We start from the raw sequence: 19,947 nt of genomic DNA, 5'->3' as shown, positions 1-19,947 counted from the left end.
CGAAGGTGCAGGAGAAATGTCACACAGGGAAGTGAGCAAAAGCCCGATAAAATAGAGGGTTATTTATGACTACGTCGGTTACAGCTGTGCAGGCATTTTGCGCCTGCGGAGTGATGCAGTCTGAGTTGATACCTGCTGAACAGGGCCGAGATAAGTACCATTTTCACTACGGTAAATGCAACCCCCGGCGTGATAGCGCAAATCTTATTCAGGTTAGTAGCATAAAATGCTGACAAAGGTTAACAGCCATAACTCGCTGTTATGAAAAGTGTTAATTCGATAATTTTCAGCATAGCTATGCAATATTGCGCAAAAAGCGGCCCGGCGCGTTTGCTGATTATTTGCACAGAAGAACCAGAAATCTCTTAGGCTTAAAGCAGAAAATCGGACTGATCGCGCGGCGTTTTGACTCTGCGTTCGTGAGGCATTTGGCGGTGATAACAGGTCGTGATCCAGACTACAAAACAGAAACAAAGCCCTGTTGCGGTCTTCAATTAACCATTGATTGACATATGATTAACATCTTCAAGGAGGTCAGCCATGAGCCAAATATACAAGCATCCCGTACCCGCTGCCATTGCAGCGAATGCTCTCATTAATGCCGATCAGTATGCGGCGCTGTATCAACAATCGGTTGACGATCCCGACACCTTTTGGGGTGAGCAAGGCAAAATCCTCGACTGGATTAAGCCTTACAGCAAAGTGAAAAATACCTCCTTTGCCCCCGGCAATATTTCCATTCGCTGGTATGAAGATGGCGAGCTAAACCTCGCCGCTAACTGCCTTGATCGCCATTTGGCCACGCGTGGCGACCATCCTGCCATCATCTGGGAAGGCGACGACGCCAGCGAAAGCAAAACCATTAGTTTCCGCGAACTGCATGCGGACGTCTGCCGCTTTGCCAATGTGCTCGGCAGCCTGGGAGTGAAGAAAGGCGACGTGGTCGCGATCTATATGCCGATGGTGCCCGAAGCGGCCGTAGCGATGCTGGCCTGTGCGCGCATTGGTGCGGTGCACTCGGTGATCTTCGGCGGCTTCTCACCGGAAGCGGTTGCTGGACGCGTGGTCGATTCCAACGCCAAACTGATCATCACCGCCGATGAAGGCGTGCGTGCTGGTCGCAGCATTCCGCTGAAGAAAAACGTCGATGATGCTCTGAACAATCCCAACGTCACCACGGTGAAAAATGTGGTGGTGTTTAAGCGCACCGGTAAAGACACCGGCTGGCGCGAAGGCCGCGATCTGTGGTGGCACGATCTGATGGCGAAGGCCAGCGATCAGCACCAGCCGGTTGCTGTTGATGCCGAACATCCGCTGTTTATCCTTTATACCTCCGGCTCCACCGGCAAGCCGAAAGGCGTGCTGCACACCACCGGCGGTTATCTGGTGTATGCCGCCAGCACCTTTAAGTACGTGTTTGATTATCATCCGGATGATGTTTACTGGTGTACCGCCGACGTCGGCTGGATCACCGGTCACAGCTATCTGATATACGGTCCGCTGGCGTGCGGCGCAACCACGCTGATGTTTGAAGGCGTGCCGAACTGGCCGAAGCCGAGCCGCATGGCGGAAGTGGTGGATAAACATAAGGTGACGCTGCTGTATACCGCGCCAACCGCGATTCGCGCGCTGATGGCCGAAGGTGATAAAGCGATTGAAGGCACCGATCGCAGCAGCCTGCGCATCATGGGTTCGGTGGGTGAACCGATCAACCCGGAAGCCTGGGAGTGGTATTACAAGAAGATTGGCGACAGCCGTTGCCCAATCGTCGATACCTGGTGGCAAACCGAAACCGGCGGCTTCATGATCACGCCATTGCCGGGCGCAACTGAACTGAAAGCCGGTTCCGCCACCAAACCGTTCTTCGGCGTGCAGCCTGCGCTGGTGGATAACGAAGGCAACCCGCTTGAGGGGGCGACCGAAGGCAACCTGGTGATCGTCGATTCCTGGCCAGGCCAGGCGCGTACGCTGTATGGCGATCACGATCGTTTCGAGCAAACCTACTTCTCCACCTTCAAAAATCGCTACTTCAGCGGTGACGGCGCGCGCCGTGATGAAGAGGGTTATTACTGGATCACCGGTCGCGTCGATGACGTGCTGAACGTTTCCGGTCACCGTCTTGGCACCGCCGAAATTGAATCGGCGCTGGTGTCGCATCCGAAGATTGCCGAAGCGGCGGTGGTGGGCATTCCGCACAGCATCAAAGGTCAGGCGATCTACGCGTATATCACGCTCAACCACGGTGAAGAGCCGTCGCCAGAGCTGTATACCGAAGTGCGTAACTGGGTGCGTAAAGAGATTGGCCCGATTGCCACGCCGGATGTGCTGCACTGGACCGACTCGCTGCCAAAAACCCGCTCCGGCAAGATTATGCGTCGCATTCTGCGCAAAATCGCTGCCGGCGATACCAGCAATCTCGGCGATACCTCTACGCTGGCCGATCCGGGCGTGGTAGAGAAATTGCTGGAGGAGAAACAGTCCATCTCAATGCCGTAAGCGGCTTCTGTTGTAGGGGCGACCATTTGGCCGCCCTTATATGCCACGTATTTCTGAGTTCGCACAACTTATAAAACTAGAATATTCAGCCAGTTAAATCATTTAATCGTGAGTATGCTGGCCGCCTTGCCTCTGGAGAAAATGTGATGAACGAAACCCCTGAACAGGAAGCAGTCTGGCAACAAGTCGAGAATAATCCGCGCTTTCATGAGCTGGTGCACAAGCGCCAGGCGTTTGCGCTGCTGCTCAGCGTGATCATGCTGGTGCTCTACATCGGCTTTATTCTGTTGATCGCCTTCGCACCCGGCTGGCTCGGTACGCCGCTGCACGCCGGCACTAACGTCACGCGCGGTATTCCGATTGGTGTAGGTTTAATCGTGATGTCATTCGTGCTGACCGGCGTCTACGTGTGGCGCGCCAACGGCGAGTTTGATCGTCTGACCAAACAGATCCTGAGCGAGGTGAAATCATGAAGCGCCTGCTTTCAATATTTCTCGCGGTAGTGCCCGCCAGCGTGTTTGCCACCGATGCCATTACCGGCGCGGTACAACGGCAAGCCACCAACTATGAAGCCATTATCATGTTCGTGGTGTTTGTCGCCGCGACGCTCGGCATCACGTATTGGGCTTCCAAACGTACCCGCTCGCGCAGCGATTATTACACCGCAGGCGGCAATATCACCGGATTCCAGAACGGCCTCGCCATCGCCGGTGACTTTATGTCCGCCGCCTCCTTCCTCGGTATTTCTGCTCTGGTTTACACCTCGGGTTACGACGGGCTGATCTACTCGCTCGGCTTCCTCGTCGGCTGGCCGATGATCCTGTTTTTGATTGCCGAACGGTTGCGTAACCTCGGGCGCTATACCTTTGCCGATGTGGCTTCTTATCGCCTCGCGCAGAAACCGATCCGTACGCTGTCGGCTTGCGGCTCGCTGGTGGTGGTGGCGCTCTATCTGATTGCGCAGATGGTGGGTGCCGGTAAGCTGATCCAGCTGCTGTTTGGCCTCGACTACCATATCGCGGTGGTGATGGTCGGCATTTTGATGGTGCTGTACGTGCTGTTCGGCGGCATGCTGGCGACCACCTGGGTGCAGATCATCAAAGCGGTGCTGCTGCTGTTTGGTGCCAGCTTTATGGCGATTATGGTGATGAAAGCTGTTGGCTTTAGCTTCAATACGCTGTTCACCGAAGCGATGGCGGTGCACCCAAAAGGCGCGGCGATTATGCAGCCTGGCGGGCTGGTGAAAGATCCGATTTCGGCGCTCTCATTAGGTCTTGGTTTGATGTTCGGTACCGCCGGTTTGCCGCATATTCTGATGCGCTTCTTCACCGTGGCTGATGCGCGTGAAGCGCGTAAAAGCGTGTTCTGGGCCACCGGCTTTATGGGCTACTTCTACTTCCTGACCTTTATTATCGGCTTCGGCGCGATTTTGCTGGTGGGAGCGAATCCCGCCTTCAAAGACGCCAGCGGCGCATTGCTCGGCGGCACCAATATGGCGGCGGTGCATCTGGCGAATGCGGTCGGCGGCAGCCTGTTTCTCGGCTTTATCTCGGCGGTGGCCTTCGCCACCATTCTGGCGGTGGTGGCCGGTTTAACACTGGCGGGCGCGTCGGCGGTTTCACACGATCTTTATGCCAGCGTGATCCGCGAAGGTAAGGCGACGGAACGCGATGAACTGCGCATCTCGAAGATCACCGTGCTGGTGTTGGGCGTGGTGGCGATTGCGCTGGGGATTCTGTTTGAGAAACAGAACATTGCTTTCATGGTCGGCCTGGCGTTCTCGATTGCTGCCAGCTGTAACTTCCCGATCATTTTGCTGTCGATGTACTGGTCGAAACTGACCACGCGCGGCGCGATGGTGGGCGGTTGGCTGGGACTGATTACTGCGGTGCTGCTGATGATCCTTGGCCCGACGATTTGGGTGCAGGTGTTGGGGCATGAGAAGCCGATTTATCCGTATGAATATCCGGCGCTGTTTTCGATGCTGGCGGCGTTTATCGGTATCTGGCTGTTCTCAATTACCGACCATTCAGCACGCGGTGCGCAGGAGCGTGCGCGCTTCCGTGGGCAGTTTATTCGCTCGCAGACGGGGATTGGGATTTCGCAGGGTAAATCGCATTAAGTCCGTGCTGGCTTCCCCTCACCCTAACCCTCTCCCATAAATGGGAGAGGGAACCGATCGGCGCGTTTTTCTCCTTCTCCCATTAATGGGAGAAGGTCGGGATGAGGGGCAAGCCGCACTTTAATCAGACAATTAGAAACGCAGTGACGCGCCGACGTACGGGCCATCGACCAGTACGTTATCTTTGCGGCTGCCTTTATTGTTGAGCTCGATGTACTGATAACCCACACGCAGGTTCAGCAGAGAGATCGGCGTGAAGCTCAGGCCGCCCGACGCTTCCTGGTAGCTATCCAGACGATCGGAGAAGGCTTCTGGCGCATAGTAATATTCGCCGTACAGACCCCACATGCTGTTGAAGCTGTATTGCGCTGCACCACCCACTGCCACGGTGAAGCCATCACGACCATCTTCCGGATGGGTGAACAGCGCTTTCGCAGTAGGTGCAATGCGGAAATCGCCCACGTCGATGTTATAGCCGAGGCCCGCGCCGTAGGTGCTGCCATCGTGATCGCTGCGCAGCCAGTTGCCTTTCAGGAACAGGCCCGGTGAAGTGGTGCCGAGGCCAAGGTTCAGGTTGGTGCTATGCTCACCCACGTCAACACTGCCCTCAATTGCCTGCGCGCCGCTGCTCAGCAGTGCCAGACCCAAAACGCTTCCAGTAACAAGTTGCTTTAACATGTGATTCCACTCCATGAAGGACAATTAATTCGGCGGCAAGGGTACCAGCCTGGCGACGAGAGACAACATTATTTGGAAAGCTTTACGTAAAAATGGATTACAGCGGGGGGAAGATGGCCCCGAGGGGCCATTTGTAAGACTAGAAACGCCAGGCTGCGCCAAGAAAAAGACCATCAACCGAACGATGAGTAGTATTACTGCTCAAGCCACTGCCCAAGTAGCGGTAACCGGAACTTAGCGTTAACCAGTGGGCTGGTTGGTAGTAAATTCCCGCCTCAAACTGATGCAGGTGCTCCAGGTTATAATTGCCGACATTTGGCGACATGCTGAAATCGAGGTAGAGCCAGGTATGATTAGCTTGCGGCAGCGGAGCCATCGCACGGATACCTGCATTTGCCCCGAAGCTGGAGGATTTATCATCGTTCAACTCAGCCCAGAACACGCCTACGCGAGGAATGATTCGCAGTGCGCCCATAGCGACACCATACCCCAGATTCGCGTCCACTAATTCTGACTGATGTTTTGCATTCACATACTCAATCCCATATTGCAGGCCTGGCGCGGTTTTTTGGCTATTGATTGCGGCAGCAAAGAAATCACTACCACCCTTTACGCCGATTTCCTGAGCGATTACCCCAGCGGAGGCCAACAGCAGCCCCATTGCAAAATACTGACTTTTCATTTTTTCGCTTCCTTATCGTTTAAGCGGGCAAACAATAAGCAAAGCGATGTGGTTGCAGTATGAGCAATGACTCAAAACAAAGGCATTATGACACCCATAATAAATGGTTCAGCAGCGGCGCCAGAATCACCGTCACGACGCCAGACAGCATCATCACCAGGCTGGACACCACGCCTTCCTGCTGGCCGAGTTGGTAAGCGCGCGCGGTACCTGCGCCATGTGATGCGGCGCCAAATCCCGCGCCTTTGGCGACGCCTTGTTTGATAGCGATACGCAGAAAAAGTACATCACCCACCGCCATGCCAAACACGCCGGTGATCACCACAAACAGCGCCACCAGATCCGGCTGCCCGCCAATCGGCTGCGCGGCTGCCAGCGCAAACGGCGTGGTGATCGAGCGTACTGCCAGGCTGCGCTGGATGGTTTCCGGCAGCGTCAGCAAGCGCGCCAGCCACACCGAGCTGCATACCGCCACCAGCGTGGCCGTCAGCACGCCCACGCTGAGCGACAGCCAGTGGCGCTTGATGATGTCGAGGTTCTCATACACCGGCACGGCAAACGCCAGCGTGGCCGGACCGAGCAACCAAATCAGCCAGTGACTTTCGGCGATGTAATTTTTCCAGCTGACATGAGTGAGCAGCAGCAGCGCCACCAGCACCAGCGGCGTCAACACCAGCGGCATCAATAGCAGCGTGCGCCAGCGCCGATAGATAATCTTGTTGAGGTAATAGACCAGCAGCGTGAACGTCAGACACAGCAGGCTAATCAACAGATCATTCATGATGCACCTGCTTACGCGCGGCGCGCGCCAGTTCGAAGCGGTATAAACGATCGACCACCAGTGAAGTGGAAGCCAGCACCAGCAAGGTACTGACGCCAATCACCACGCAGATGCGCCAGCCTTCGCTGCGCAGCAAATCGCTGTAGTTCACCACCGCCACCACTGCCGGAATAAAGAACAGCAGCATTTCCGCCAGCAGCCAGTTAGCACCGGCTTTCACCCAGCGCAGCGGCACGATGCGCGTCATGATTAACACCAGCAGCAGCACCATGCCAACCACATTGGCCGGCAGCGGCAGATGCAGCCAGCTCACCAGCCTGTCGCTAAAAATAAACAACCCGACATACAGCACCAGCTGCAGCGGAACAAACGTACGTTGCAGGAGATCCGTTCTGCGCGGACTTAATGCCATCATTGCCTTGTACCCTGAGGAAGAATTGAGGTGTCCAGTATAAATCCGCCGCAAACTGTGAAAGAAATGAATTAAAATCATTCAAACTATGCCAAAAAGGAATGTTTATGGACGTGCGCGCCCTGCGCTATTTCACTGAAGTGGTGCGTCAGCAAAGCTTCACCCGCGCCGCTGAGAAGCTGTTCGTGACGCAGCCGACTATCAGCAAAATGCTGCGCCAGCTGAGAGAGGAGCTCGGCTGCACCTTGCTGCTGCGTGAAGGTCGCAAACTGCATCTTACTGATAGCGGCCAGGCGGTTTACCAGCGCGGATTGGTGATTCTGCAGGAATTCCACCAGCTCGAAGCGCAGTTGGGCGACATTAACCAGTTGAAAACCGGCGAGCTGCGGCTGGGTATTCCGCCGATGGTCGGCATGCAGATGGCCGGATCGATCTCCGCCTTTCGCCGCCGTTATCCGGGCGTACAGCTGAAAATATCCGAGTTCGGTGGATTGACGGCGCAGCAAGCGGTACTGAGTGGCGCGCTGGATATCGCCCTCACCGCGCTGCCGATTGAGCCAGAACTGCCGCTCAATACGCTGGAGCTGATGCACCATCCGCTGTGCGTGCTGCTGCCGCGCAGTGAACAATGGCGCGATCACCACACAGTCGGTTTGGCGGAGTTAGCTGAACATCCGCTGTTGATCCTTAATGAAGAGTTCGCGCTGAATCGCCAGATCCGCAAAGCGTTTCAACGTCAGAACCTGACGCCGACGATTGCGCTGCGCAGCGCGCAGTGGGATTTTCTCGCCGCGATGGTGCAGGCGGGCATGGGATTGGCGATTCTGCCGGAGCCCATTTGTCTGCGGTTGGATAAACAATCGCTGCTGTGGCTGCCGCTGGAATCGGAGTTGCAGTGGAGTTTAGGGTTGATTTGGCGGGAAGGCAGTTATCTGTCGCGTAGCGCCGAAGCGTGGATTGAGTGTTGCCGTGAACATTGGCCGGATAGTGCGCCGCGGCTGTCGGTGTGAAAACGGCCGCAGCGCATTAATGTCGATAGGTCGCCATGAATGGCGACCCTACGTTTGGCTTGCTGCTATTCCTCTTTCTCTATCAGCAGCGCTTCCAGCAGATCGAGATCGTGCAGCAGTTTCTGCATCGTCTCGTTGGAGATCTCCTGCGTGGCGCGCAGATGATAAACCTCGGCACGCTCGGCACGCAGCGCATTGAGGCGGAAACGACGTTCGAGGTTTTCGGCAAATTGCGCCTGTTCGATATCGTTTTTGCCCTCCGCGCGGCGACGCAGATTACCAATCACGCGCAAACTGACCTCTTTCAGCAGTTCCGGATCGATGTTCTCTTCGGTGTCGGTTTCGAGACGCTGCTCCATTTTATGCAGGCTCTCAATCGCCACGCCCGCCATCGCAGCACGTGCGAACTGAATCTCACGACGATGGCCAACCTTGTCGATGCTCTCAACGTCACGCAGCAGAATCGGCAAGATCACCACACCCACCAGCAGCGACACCAGGATTACCCCGGTGGCGATGAACACCAATTCATAGCGCGCCGGGAACGGATCGCCGTTGCTGAGGAACAGCGGAATCGACAGCACACCGGCCAGCGTGATGGCGCCGCGTACCCCGGCAAAAGAGGCAATCAGCAGTTCACGCAGCGAGTAGTTGGTAAACTCCAGCGGCTTCTTCTTCAGTAAGCGCATACTGGTGCGCTTCATGATCCACAACCAACCGAAACGCACTACCATCAGCGCGGCGTAGACCAACAGAACGTCGGTAAACAGCATCCACAGTTCGACGTTGGGATCGGCTTGCGCTTGCGCAATCGAGGTGGAAAGGATGTCGGGCAGTTGCAGGCCGAGCATCAGGAACACCATGCCGTTGAACACGAACTCAAGCATCTGCCACACGCTGTTCGCACGCAGACGCATCGCCAGCGGTGCCTGGCGGATAATGCCGGAACGCGTGATGGTCATACCGGCGGCGACGGCGGCGAGGATGCCCGACACGCCAAGGTGTTCCGCAATCAGGTATGAGGCGAACGGTAACAGCAGCAGCAGCACGGTTTGGGTTGCCGGGTCATCACCGCTCCAGCGGCTTAGCAGACGCAGTGAGCGGCCATACAGCCAGCATATCGCCACACCGGCAACCAAACCGCCGACCGCCACTTTGAGAAACTCGACGCTGGCGCCGCCCCACGTAAACACCATGGTGCCCATCGCCACCGCGACGGCAAACTTCAGCGATACCAGACCCGATGCGTCGTTCATCAGGGCTTCGCCCTGCACAATCGACATGATTTTTTTCGGGATGCGCCCTTCACCGACAATGCCGGACAGCGCCACGGCATCGGTTGGCGACAGCACCGCCGCCAGCGCAAAGGCGGGAATCAGCGGAATGCCTGGCACCAGCCAGTAAATCAGGTAGCCAATCCCGACCACGGTGATCAGCACCAGAACCAGCGCCAGCCCCATGATTTCGCGACCGTGATGCAGGAACTCATTAATCGGCGTTTTCCAGCCATCCGCGAACAGCAGCGGCGGAATGAACAGCACGAGGAACAGCTCCGGATCAAAATCGACATGCAGGCCGAAGACGGGAAACGCGAGCAGTGCACCGGCGGCAATTTGCACCAGCGGCAGGGGAATTTGAAACGGCAGAATACGTGCCGCCACGCTGGAGAGTGAAACCACCAGCGTCATGATGAGAATAGTAAAGAAGATTTCCATGCTTTCCTTAGGCGAATCAATTTCATTAAAGCGATGTTGTTGCGTGGGAAAGTGTAAAACAAAACGCCGCACAGCGGGGCAACCCGATGTGCGGCGTGGCGCAGAAAGCGAATAATCCTGGAATTATTCAACTTTGAGGTCAGATGGCCCAGCCACCGGCATAGAACGCCACCAGCGCGACAGCAATCACCACGGTGCCAACGTTTAGCTTGCGCCACTCGCCGGCAAACAGGCGACCAATCACCAGTGAAGCGAAGCCGAGCATGATGCCGGTGACAATGTTGCAGGTCAGCACGATGAACACTGCGGTCAGCAGGCCGGACATCGCATCAACGAAGTCGTTGAAGTCGATTTTTGCCACGTTGCTCAGCATCAGCAGGCCAACGTACATCAATGCTGGAGCCGTCGCATAAGCGGGAACCAGATAGGCTAGCGGTGACATAAATAGGATTACCAGGAACAGCAAACCCACCACAATCGCCGTCAGACCGGTTTTACCGCCCGCCGCCGTTCCTGCCGCCGATTCGATGTAGACCGCAGCCGGCGAAGCGCCAACCAAACCAGCGAACAGGCTGCTGACGGAATCGGTGGTCAGCGCACGACCGCCGTTGATGATCTGCCCCTCTTTATCCAGCAGATTCGCCTGGCCTGCTACCGCGCGAATGGTGCCGGTGGCATCAAATACGGCGGTCATCACCAGCGCCAGCACGCTTGGCAGCACCACAGGTTGCAGCGCGCCCATGATATCAAGGCTAAACATCGCCGATTGCCCGTTGGCATCCTTCAGGCTCGGCATGGCGAACAGACCTTGATAGGTCACCGCCGGATCGAAAATCAGGCCAATAATCGAGATGGTGATGATGGTCAGCAGAATGCCGCCCGGCACGCGGCGTTTTTCCAGACCGAAAATCGCTGCCAGGCCGACCAGCGACATGATCACCGGGAACGACGCGAACTGACCCAACGCCACCGGCAAGCCCGCAGCCGGGTTTTTCACCACCAAACCAATGCCGTCAGCGGCGATCAGCAGCAGGAACAAGCCGATACCGACACCGGTTCCGTGCGCCACGCCCATCGGCAAATTACGCAGAATCCACGCACGGATGCCGGTGACCGAAATCAGCGTGAACAGTAAGCCCATCAGGAACACTGCGCCAAGCGCCACCGGTACGCTGATATGCTGGCCGAGCACCAGGCTGAAGGCGGTGAAGGCTGTCAGCGAGATGGCGCAACCAATCGCCATTGGCAGGTTGGCCCACAAGCCCATGATAATCGAACCAAAGCTAGCGACTAAGCAGGTGGCAACGAACACCGCCGTTGGCGAGAAGCCCGCTTTGCCCAGCATGCCGGGCACCACGATGACGGAATACACCATCGCCAGAAACGTTGTCAGACCCGCCAAGACTTCCTGACGCACGCTGCTGCCGCGTGCAGAGATATTGAACCAGGCGTCCAGTTTTCCACTGGCCGGGCGCGATTCGCCAGACATAATTCTTCCTCAATATTTTTGTGATGTGAGTCGCCGCGCGGCGCACGTTTGCTGTTCCCTGATGGCGAATTTTCATGATGAAAATCCAGGCAAACGTTTACGTCGCCGCGTATTCCAGGTCGTAAAAGGGGACACGGAAAAAAGGCAAACGATTATCTGGCGTTTGCCATGGGGTTTTCAACTCCTAATCGCGGGCATGACAGGATAAATCCAGGCTTTCGCCCCGTAGGGTCGCCATTCATGGCGACCTGGCTGAACTTAGCGGCTCAACTCAATCTCACCACCCTGCTGGATTGCACGTTGCCAGGCAGCGCGCTGCTGCATGGTTTCCAGCCAGCGGGCGGTGGCGGGCATATCGCGCAGTGAACCACGCAACTGCAGCGCCAGCAGCGGAAAGCTCATCTGCACATCGGCGATACTAAAACGTGAACCGGCAAAAAATGGATGCTGCGTAAGATGCTCTTCAATCACGCTGCCGTGCAAAGCCAGCTGCTTATTCAGCCAGGCTTTCTGAATCCCTTTGCTCAGCGCGATACCCGCCGGACGCAGCAGCCACGGGACCGGCTTTTTGCCAAACTGCGCAAACACCAGCTTTATTACCAGCAGCGGCATCAGCGATCCTTCCGCGTAATGCAGCCAGTAACGCGCCTGAATCTGTTCATCTTCATGGCTCAGCGCCAGCTGATGCTCGCTGTCGTATTTGAGTTGCAGGTATTCGAGAATCGCGCCCGACTCGGCAATCACGCGATTGCCGTCGGTAATCACCGGTGATTTACCCAGCGGATGCACTTTCTTTAACGAATCGGGTGCCAGCAGAGTGTTTTCACGCTGATAGCGTTTGATTTGGTAAGGCACCGCGAGCTCTTCCAGTAGCCATAACACGCGATGCGAGCGGGAGTTTTCCAGATGGTGAACGGTGATCATACGGTTTCCTTGCCGGTAAAAGTGTTCCGCCAAGTATAGTCGATCAGCGTTTTTGCTCGTCTTGTTCCGGATCGAGTAGCACCGCACCCGAACCTTGCTCGCCCAGGCGGTCACCCGGATTGCGTAGCGGGCAATCGCGCATCGATAAACAGCCGCAGCCAATGCAGCCATCCAGATCGTTACGCAGGCGCGTCAGGGTTTCGATGCGTTTATCCAGCTCCTCGCGCCAGTGTTGCGTCAACGCGTCCCACTCCTGCGTCGACATGCGCTTATTGGCCGGCACATGTGTCAGGCTGTCGCTCACCGTCGCCAGCGGAATGCCGATGCGTTGCGCAATTTTGATTATGGCCACGCGACGCAGCACGTCACGGCTGTAGCGACGTTGATTGCCGCCGTTGCGCGAGCTGAAAATCAATCCTTTGGTCTCATAGAAGTGCAGCGCCGACACCGCCACGCCGCTGCGCTTCGCCACTTCACCCGGCGTTAAAACCGGCTTCGGGTAATTGCGTTCTTTTTTCATTTAGGGCCTTTACCTCAAGTTAACTTGAGGAATTATACTCGCACCCCAGCAAAACTTCGAATTTCTCACCAGGCAAAAAACATCAGAAGGATGAGGCTATGATGCAACAGGAAATCATTCATTCGCTGTCCAACTGGATCGATCAGAATCTGGATAAAGCGCTGTCTATTGATGAAGTCGCGGCAAAATCAGGTTACTCAAAATGGCACCTGCAGCGTATGTTCCGTGCCGTCACGAAACAAACGCTGGGTGGCTATATTCGCGAACGTCGTCTGACGCTGGCCGCTGAAGCGCTGCGCCAAACTCAGCGTCCGGTGTTCGATATCGCGATGCAATACGGTTATGACTCGCAGCAGACTTTCTCGCGCGTGTTCCGCCGTCAGTTCTCACAAACGCCTACCGCTTATCGTCACACCATGCGTCGCCAGGCGATGATTCAGCGTCCACGCTTGCTCAGTTTTGACTGTGCAGACAACAACATGACCAGTTTTGCCCAGCGTACAACCGGCGAGTGCTGCCCGGTTAGCTAACCTTTACTGCGCGCCCCTTGCGGGCGCACCTCACTTTTCCTGCCTGCTTCAGCCTCCAGTTCGATAAAAATCTTCCTACCATACCAGGTATAAATTTTGTTCAAAATTTAAAATCGAGTGATATAATGTGAGCCAAGTCACACTTTCCTGTATTCAGTAAGACGGCCTGAAGGACTTCCCTGACCTTCCTTCTTCGCCGCCAGTGATGTCGATTGAATGTCGGGGATATCACTGATTCTAAGAGGTTTTTGCAGATGGCCACCTTAACCACCAGTTTAATTGTTATGCGCTGGGAACTCCTGAGTGCGGTAATGATGTTCTTCGCCAGCACCATGAAAATTCGACTGCGTCAGAACAGTCATCACGTGATGGCGCTGCTGTGCGGTGGTATTGGCGTGGGCATGTCTTGCTGGTTTGTCACCGGCCTGCTCGGTATCACGCTGAGCATGGAGAATCTGCATAACTTCATGGAAATCTCCAAAAACGCCTTTATTGAAGTGATGAGCCAGACGCCAACCGATTGGCCAATGCCTTAATCGCCGCCAATAAAAAACCCCGCCGAAGCGGGGTTTTTTATTTTGCTGTGTGATACTTAAATTTTCTTCAATACGGCAGGAATGGTTACTTCCGTCACCGTGATGCCCGGTATCTTCGTACCGCGACGATCCTGAATCCACATATCACCCATCATCTGATTGAGCCCTCGATCCAGACCGGTCACCAAACCCGCGCCTGGCGTAAAGGTCAACTCGCCGAAGTAGATCTGTTCTTTATCGATGTACCAATCCACGCGCACATAATCGAAATCACTCGCCAGCTTTTTACTCAACGCCAACGCGTGCTGCAACGAGGCCATTTGCGGCGTCACGTCCAGACCGGTATCACGAATTTTATGATACGCCTCGTTGAGGTTGTTGACGTAAAAGTTCATCGACAACAGCGGATTGCAGCGGTTGTAGATTACCTGCAACACATACTCAAAGCTGCCGTCGCGCTTGTTGAACATGTGGAACTTGTAGTCAATCGGCGCCGATTTACCATCGCCAATGTACTGCTCCACCAGAATGCGCGGCTTGATGTAGCGATAGTGAATCTCGCGCGCTTCGTTGGCGAAATCGGTCTTCAGCCAGCGATGGCAGTCGCTAATAATCTGCTGCTTCTTCAGCGCATCCGGCTCTTCCAGCAAAATCTCTACCATGTTAGAGGCGTGATTCGGCTTGATAACGGTATTTTTCCAGCTCGGCAGCGTGTGCAAAGAGCTGGGATCGCTGGTCTCGTACACCAGCGGGATCAGGTATTCGCTGCCCACTTTCTCGGCGATATATTCGCGCACCGAATATTTGTCCGACAGACGACCATACATCTGATAATCGCCATGGATGAATTTGCGGTACAGCACCTTCTCGTTAAACACTTTCGGCTCACGCAAATTGGGCAGTTTGCGGAACTTATGAAAATAGTAGATACGATCCTGGTATGCCCAGGGCATCTTCTTGATGAAGTACTGCACGCTTCTTCTGAGTTCATCTTTCAACTTGAGCATATCTGACCTCATTTGTAGGTTTTGTAGTTGAGTGAGGAAACCTGGATTTTTTGGATGACGCCGTTTTTGAAGAAGTAATTCATTACGGTAAGAGACAGCAATTCTGAGATGAAAACGCTCCATGCGGCACCCATGATGCCGTAGCCCTGGATCAGCCACCACGACAGCGGCAAGCTGATCACCATCAGGCAAACAATTTTCTTCAACAGATAATTAAACCCGCCTTCTTTGACCATGTAGCGATACGCTACGGTCCCCATCGCCGAAAAGCAGGTCGCTAACGACAACAACGTAATGAGACTTCCTGACTGTGTGTACTCGTGACCATATAAAGCGATGATGATTTTTTCGCCGTACATTGCGATCACCGCTAACAACAACAATGAAACACCCATGACATAACCATTAAGCCGTGCTGTCAGCTTGATGGCGGCTTCTCCACGCTCGCGGAAGATTTCCGAAAAGCAGGAAGTGATGATGGCGACCGGGATAAAAATCCAGGAGGCCGAAATGGTATTGGCGGCGGCAAACAGCCCGAGATCGCGCGCCGAGGCGATGCCCGCCAGGAACATCTGTGCCGCTTTCACCTGCACCGAGATAAAGATGCTGGAGATGGCCAGCGGTAATCCGGCGTACAGCAAATAGCGCAGATAGGTGTTGCGCTTATCCTGCGGCGGCGCCACGTCCTGATTTTCGCGGTAAAAGTTAAAACGCTTAATCACATACGGCACCAGCGTGACGGCGACAATCGATACTGTCAGCCACAGCGGATTGAGGTGCAGCCAGGCAATGGCAAAACTTAAGCTGAAGCCCAGCAGCAAACCGACAGAGTTGGCGATGGTGTTCAGTCGCGACGCTAAGCGCGCATTGTTGTAGACACTGAAGGTGTCCTGCGTCACGAAAACCGAAGAGATAAACGAGGCCAGTGCAAAGGCGAGGAAGTTTTCCTGCATGTTGTACCAGACCCAAATCAAGACGGGCAGCGATGTGAGCAACAGCAAAACCATGCGCATGTTGCGCGCTACGGTCATAAGGCGCAGCCCTTTCGGCGCACTCTTACTGATACGTTTAAACAGAATGGTTTCCGTACCGAAAATCGCCACGGTCTGCACCATGGAAAACAGCGAGGTCGAAAACGCCATTTGGCCAAAGATGGTTGGACCAAAGGATTTTGCCACGTAGGAGGTCACAAATATGACGCCGAACACGGAGACGATCTTTTCAGACATCATCCAGGCGGCATTAGACATTACGCTCAATTTCATTGACTGATCCTTAGTATTACGAACTACAACAACTTTCGGTACAACGTCCTTGAAATGAATTAACAAGCGCTCAGTGGGCCTGACTTAATTTATTAACTTCAAACCAAACTGGTCCGAAAAATGAGACTCGCGTCAGCAATTAGGAATTATATTCAGGAAAATTCCGATTATATCCGGTGCGAAACTCGGTGGATGTAAACGATTTCAGCTTAAATTCTAAGCAAAGGTTTACTGGCACACCCTGACATTTCTGCAAGTGGTTTATGCCGATTTTCCAATGAATGTAGTATTTTTCTGCATTTGGGATGGAGAGAATTTATATCAAAAACCTAAAGCCAGGAAGGCGTTCAATGCCATTCGGAATAAAATAAGATTTATCCCATGATGATATTTCTTCTAAATATCTTAATTTAACCCTCGCAATTCAAATCGCGCACTTTAATACTGAATTAATAGTGTTTTTGCAGTGCCAGATATTAATACAGTAATTCTCATCCACTAATTGATAAGAAAGGTAATAGCATTTATGAGAAAGTCACGATATAGCGAAGAGCAAATCACAAATGCCATTAAAGCTTCTGAAACGGGAGTGAAAGTCAGGGAGATTTGTGAGGAGCTTGGCATTTCCGAGGCCACTTTCTATAGCTGGAAGAAGAAGTTTTCTGGGCTCTCTTCCGAGGAAGGTCGCAAAATCAAGGAGTTGGAAGATCAGCTTCTTAACCTCACGCGTGAACTGCAATCTCTGAGTTCCGATAAAGAGATGCTGCAAAGCGTATTGAAAAACTTCTTTACCACGAATGAAAAGCGTCAGGCGGTTAACTTTCTGCAAACGACATTCGACATAGGTACCCGTCGTAGCTGTCGTTTACTGGATATTAGCCGTAGCGTTTATCATTATCCTGCAGGAACAGATAATCGCTAACACCATTAAGGCCGATGTTATTTGACTTAATGCTGAGATTTGTTCTTACCAGAAGATATGAAGATCATTTAATACGGCGTTCACAACATAACAATTCGCTCCAGTTTTTCCTGATGAATACCATCGCGGAATTGCTTCCTTTTTTGCGGTAAAATAGATTCACATCAGCAAAAGTCTCTCTATTCAAGCCATTCAAACGAAGTCCAATCTCATTTCGGTGAGATTGGCGCTTCAATTATTACTTTACCAACATTAATCATCAGCCCTGAATGCAGACAATTCTGTTAAGCATTAATGAACAACGGTGTGTAACCGTTCACACATAACCTCTGTTATTAACTGGACCTACTCCTGAATTCATTCATCATTCGGTTGACGCGCGTAGACCAGCATTCCTTATCAAGCCGCCAGGAATAACCCTGATAAGAAAGGTTATCGAGCCTAAACAATAACAGCCAAAAAGTGGGGGATAAGTTAAATTACTGCACCCTATTCATCGTTACGCTTAATGGTTTTTTGCCAAAGATTAATGGAATCTTTCTTAACATCGCCCTATTCCCTTAAGCAAAAAGTGGCTTTCGAGTGCCAATCTTCAGTGCCAAACGGCAATAAACGGTAGGTTAGATGCATGTTTTTCCGCCTTAACGCGCCGGTTTTTTCCACTTTAGGGCCTGCTATAGCCAGGAAGAACGAAGATTAATGAAGGTTTAGTGCGCCTTCATACGGCCAAACACTGTCGCGCGGGACGCAGCGACATGTCTGTTTATGACAAATCAGGGCTGAAAAAGCGGCTGAAATAAGCCGAAAAGTTATATCGACGGCCTGGTCAGCGTCAGAAAGCGGGATTAGAGGTGTGAAAGAGGTTGGTCAAATTCTTAAAATACAGCGGAGTACGCTGCCGAAATGTTTTTCAGCAGCGCTCATTGATGACTTATACCGCTGTAATATGCGGCTGAGGTTTAATGCGCATTGCGTAGATTACGCCAACAATCAAACAGCCAATGCCGACCGCAGTTAGCAGCGGCGGCCAGCTTTGTCGCCACAGGAATGTCCACAGCAAACCGGCTAAGGTTTCGAACACAATCAGCGGCCCCATGATCACCGTCGGCACGCGTTGGCTGGCCGCATTCCAGCAGAGCGTGCCCAACCATGAGCAAATCAGCCCGATACCTAACATCAATAATAGAAAGCGTTGCGGCTGCGGCCCGAAGGGCAGCGCAAACTCAGGTTGTTGCCAGTGGAGCTGTACGCAGACCAATAGATAGAACACCAACGCCTGCGGCAGCGTCACCAAACCTTGTGCCGTCGCCCAGCTGGATGGCTTGTGCTGGGGATGCGCGCGTAACCATAAAGCATTACGCAGCGGATACCATGTCCAGCATGCCACCGCCAGAACCGCTAACCCTAAACCGGTGAGATAGCGCGACCAATCAAAATCGGGGCCTTGCGTCTGGAGTTCGGCGGCATTCACGCAAGCCAGGCCCACAGCAATAATCAGCAACGCTGGCGTCAATTTACGCCACGGCAAGCGCCCTTCAAGATGACCATAACAGAGATTGGCCGTCACGGTAATCACCACCGGCAAGGTGCCGATAATCATGGTAGAAATGGGCGCGCCGGTGCGTTGAATCGCGCTGGCGAGAAACGCGTAATAGAGTAAATTGCCAATCAGCGACAGCTTCAGCGCTTCAATCCAATCTTTGCGCGCCAGCTGACGCAAACGACGGCGATCCAGCCAGGCCAGCGGCAACACCACCAATCCAAAGGCAACGTAGCGTCCGGCAGATTGTAAGGTGCCCGGATAATCCGGTATCAGCAGCGGACCCACAAAGATCAATCCCCACATCAGTCCCGCTGCCAGCGCAAACAGTATTCCAGCAAACATAAACTCTTCCTTTATAGGCATTCCGCTGCAGTGTGACGCAGGCGGAGGCGAAAGGCTTGTAGCAGATTGCGGTTAGCGTGAAGGGAACACTTGTTTTTGATAGCGGCCCGGCGTGATGCCGTAGCGATGCGCGAAGGCGCGGGTGAGATGTGCCTGATCGGTAAGACCGACCGATGCCGCAACGGTTGCTGCACTGTCACCGCGCGCCAGCTGCTGCTTCGCGGCGAACAGACGAAAAGCCATCAGCATTTGATGCGGCGTAACGTGGAAGTGCTGTTTAAAACTGCGCAGGAAATGCCACGGCGACAGGGATGCCAGCGCAGCGAGTTCTTCAAGCCGTACCGGTTCGGCGAGGTTTTCACGCAAATAGTCTCTTACCGCATCAAAGCGATGTGCACCTTCGGCAGGTCGTTGCTGTCCCTGACGCGCCAGCGGACGCATTAACTCCAGCAGTTCAAGCAAATTGCTTTCGCGCTCCAGTGTGGTTTCCGCCTGCCACATCTGCGCCAGCAGTTGCGAAAACGGCTGCGCCAGTCGCGCATCGGTGCGCAGCGCATCGGTGAACCACCAATCACGGTCGCCGGTCAGACGATCCATCTCCCGCGGATCGATGTAGATCATGCGATAGCGCCAGCCTTCGTCGCAGGCAGATTCACCGGTGTGCAGTTCATCGGGATTCATCATCACTAACGAATGCTGTGGCGCGGTGTAATTGGCGCCGCGATAGCGAAAACGCTGGGCGCCGGACTCAATCGTACCGATGCCAAAGGCTTCATGGGTATGCGGTTCAAAAGCGTAGCGGGAGATGTGCGCCTGATACAGCTCGATGCCCGGCAGCTCAGCGAAATGCTGAAACTGCGCACGATCTTGCTCACAAGGAAAGATTTCAGGAACCACCTTCACAACACACCTCCGGAATAAAAGCGCTTATAAGCATGCGCGGCAGTGGCGAGAAATGCAAAGGTGAATTGCT

The 19,947-nt window shown here is 54.0% G+C and carries 19 protein-coding genes; 7 read left to right on the top strand and 12 right to left on the bottom strand.

Annotated elements, in window-relative coordinates; all coding sequences use genetic code 11:
• The first annotated feature begins 540 nt into the window (after window positions 1-540).
• The 3 genes from acs to actP all read left to right on the top strand — a co-directional run bounded on the left by acs (window position 541) and on the right by actP (window position 4,618).
• Entirely contained in the window at window positions 541-2,496 is a 1,956-nt protein-coding gene (gene acs, locus NQH49_RS01870; protein WP_256698172.1) for an acetate--CoA ligase, read from the top strand.
• A gap of 146 nt (window positions 2,497-2,642) precedes the next feature.
• The gene (locus tag NQH49_RS01865; RefSeq protein WP_256698171.1) at window positions 2,643-2,969 is read left to right on the top strand and encodes a DUF485 domain-containing protein; all 327 of its coding nucleotides are present in this window, start codon (window positions 2,643-2,645) and stop codon (window positions 2,967-2,969) included.
• On the top strand, window positions 2,966-4,618 hold the full coding sequence (gene actP / locus NQH49_RS01860) for a cation/acetate symporter ActP (protein ID WP_256698170.1): 1,653 nt from the start codon (window positions 2,966-2,968) through the stop codon (window positions 4,616-4,618). Before NQH49_RS01865 ends, actP begins: the two co-directional genes overlap by 4 nt.
• Window positions 4,619-4,750: 132 nt before the next feature.
• On the opposite strand, the gene NQH49_RS01855 is transcribed toward actP, so the two are convergent.
• The 4 genes from NQH49_RS01855 to NQH49_RS01840 all read right to left on the bottom strand — a co-directional run bounded on the left by NQH49_RS01855 (window position 4,751) and on the right by NQH49_RS01840 (window position 7,174).
• Window positions 4,751-5,296, bottom strand: coding sequence for a YfaZ family outer membrane protein (locus tag NQH49_RS01855; protein WP_008109987.1), 546 nt, complete (start codon window positions 5,294-5,296; stop codon window positions 4,751-4,753).
• A 139-nt stretch (window positions 5,297-5,435) separates the two neighbouring features.
• The gene (locus NQH49_RS01850) at window positions 5,436-5,978 is read right to left on the bottom strand and encodes a YfaZ family outer membrane protein (protein WP_256698169.1); all 543 of its coding nucleotides are present in this window, start codon (window positions 5,976-5,978) and stop codon (window positions 5,436-5,438) included.
• An 85-nt stretch (window positions 5,979-6,063) separates the two neighbouring features.
• Complete coding sequence (locus NQH49_RS01845) at window positions 6,064-6,759, bottom strand: LrgB family protein (RefSeq protein ID WP_256698168.1); 696 nt, start codon at window positions 6,757-6,759, stop codon at window positions 6,064-6,066.
• Window positions 6,752-7,174 (bottom strand): CidA/LrgA family protein, encoded by a 423-nt coding sequence (locus NQH49_RS01840; protein WP_256698167.1) that lies wholly within the window; start codon window positions 7,172-7,174, stop codon window positions 6,752-6,754. The genes NQH49_RS01845 and NQH49_RS01840 overlap by 8 nt, the downstream gene beginning before the upstream one ends.
• Window positions 7,175-7,278: 104 nt before the next feature.
• Here NQH49_RS01840 and NQH49_RS01835 point away from each other — a divergent pair, with 104 nt between their 5' ends.
• On the top strand, window positions 7,279-8,181 hold the full coding sequence (locus NQH49_RS01835; RefSeq protein ID WP_256698166.1) for a LysR family transcriptional regulator: 903 nt from the start codon (window positions 7,279-7,281) through the stop codon (window positions 8,179-8,181).
• Window positions 8,182-8,246: 65 nt separating this feature from the next.
• Here NQH49_RS01835 and NQH49_RS01830 read toward each other — a convergent pair whose 3' ends face one another.
• The 4 genes from NQH49_RS01830 to soxR all read right to left on the bottom strand — a co-directional run bounded on the left by NQH49_RS01830 (window position 8,247) and on the right by soxR (window position 12,829).
• Window positions 8,247-9,896 (bottom strand): Na+/H+ antiporter, encoded by a 1,650-nt coding sequence (locus NQH49_RS01830; protein WP_256698164.1) that lies wholly within the window; start codon window positions 9,894-9,896, stop codon window positions 8,247-8,249.
• Window positions 9,897-10,035: 139 nt separating this feature from the next.
• A complete protein-coding gene (locus NQH49_RS01825) occupies window positions 10,036-11,385 on the bottom strand; it encodes an NCS2 family permease (RefSeq protein ID WP_256698163.1) in 1,350 nt (449 codons plus the stop codon).
• A 258-nt stretch (window positions 11,386-11,643) separates the two neighbouring features.
• Window positions 11,644-12,309 (bottom strand): glutathione S-transferase family protein, encoded by a 666-nt coding sequence (locus tag NQH49_RS01820; RefSeq protein WP_256698162.1) that lies wholly within the window; start codon window positions 12,307-12,309, stop codon window positions 11,644-11,646.
• A gap of 43 nt (window positions 12,310-12,352) precedes the next feature.
• Window positions 12,353-12,829: a redox-sensitive transcriptional activator SoxR gene (gene soxR / locus NQH49_RS01815; protein ID WP_008109977.1), complete on the bottom strand. Its 477-nt coding sequence runs from the start codon at window positions 12,827-12,829 to the stop codon at window positions 12,353-12,355.
• A 98-nt stretch (window positions 12,830-12,927) separates the two neighbouring features.
• Between soxR and soxS the strand changes: the two genes are divergently transcribed.
• Both soxS and NQH49_RS01805 read left to right on the top strand, forming a co-directional pair.
• Window positions 12,928-13,359 (top strand): superoxide response transcriptional regulator SoxS, encoded by a 432-nt coding sequence (gene soxS / locus NQH49_RS01810; protein WP_036649992.1) that lies wholly within the window; start codon window positions 12,928-12,930, stop codon window positions 13,357-13,359.
• Window positions 13,360-13,613: 254 nt separating this feature from the next.
• Window positions 13,614-13,895 carry a YjcB family protein gene (locus NQH49_RS01805; protein WP_008109973.1) on the top strand — a complete coding sequence of 94 codons (282 nt, stop codon included), beginning with the start codon at window positions 13,614-13,616 and terminating at the stop codon, window positions 13,893-13,895.
• 56 nt (window positions 13,896-13,951) lie between these two features.
• Here the strand turns inward: NQH49_RS01805 and NQH49_RS01800 are convergent, their stop codons facing one another.
• Window positions 13,952-14,902, bottom strand: coding sequence for an ATP-grasp fold amidoligase family protein (locus tag NQH49_RS01800; RefSeq protein ID WP_008109972.1), 951 nt, complete (start codon window positions 14,900-14,902; stop codon window positions 13,952-13,954).
• Window positions 14,903-14,910: 8 nt separating this feature from the next.
• Window positions 14,911-16,167, bottom strand: coding sequence for an oligosaccharide flippase family protein (locus NQH49_RS01795; protein WP_008109971.1), 1,257 nt, complete (start codon window positions 16,165-16,167; stop codon window positions 14,911-14,913).
• A 526-nt stretch (window positions 16,168-16,693) separates the two neighbouring features.
• Here NQH49_RS01795 and NQH49_RS01790 point away from each other — a divergent pair.
• On the top strand, window positions 16,694-17,089 hold the full coding sequence (locus tag NQH49_RS01790) for an IS3 family transposase (RefSeq protein WP_008109970.1): 396 nt from the start codon (window positions 16,694-16,696) through the stop codon (window positions 17,087-17,089).
• 931 nt (window positions 17,090-18,020) lie between these two features.
• On the opposite strand, the gene NQH49_RS01785 is transcribed toward NQH49_RS01790, so the two are convergent.
• A complete protein-coding gene (locus tag NQH49_RS01785; protein WP_256698161.1) occupies window positions 18,021-18,974 on the bottom strand; it encodes a DMT family transporter in 954 nt (317 codons plus the stop codon).
• 72 nt (window positions 18,975-19,046) lie between these two features.
• Window positions 19,047-19,877 carry an AraC family transcriptional regulator gene (locus NQH49_RS01780; RefSeq protein WP_256698160.1) on the bottom strand — a complete coding sequence of 277 codons (831 nt, stop codon included), beginning with the start codon at window positions 19,875-19,877 and terminating at the stop codon, window positions 19,047-19,049.
• Window positions 19,878-19,947: the final 70 nt, after the last annotated feature.

This window comes from Pantoea trifolii (assembly GCF_024506435.1).
GTDB classification, from domain to species: Bacteria; Pseudomonadota; Gammaproteobacteria; order Enterobacterales; family Enterobacteriaceae; genus Pantoea; species Pantoea trifolii.
Note: the sequence above shows the minus strand (reverse complement) of the source record. Positions and strands in the feature narration are given on the sequence as shown.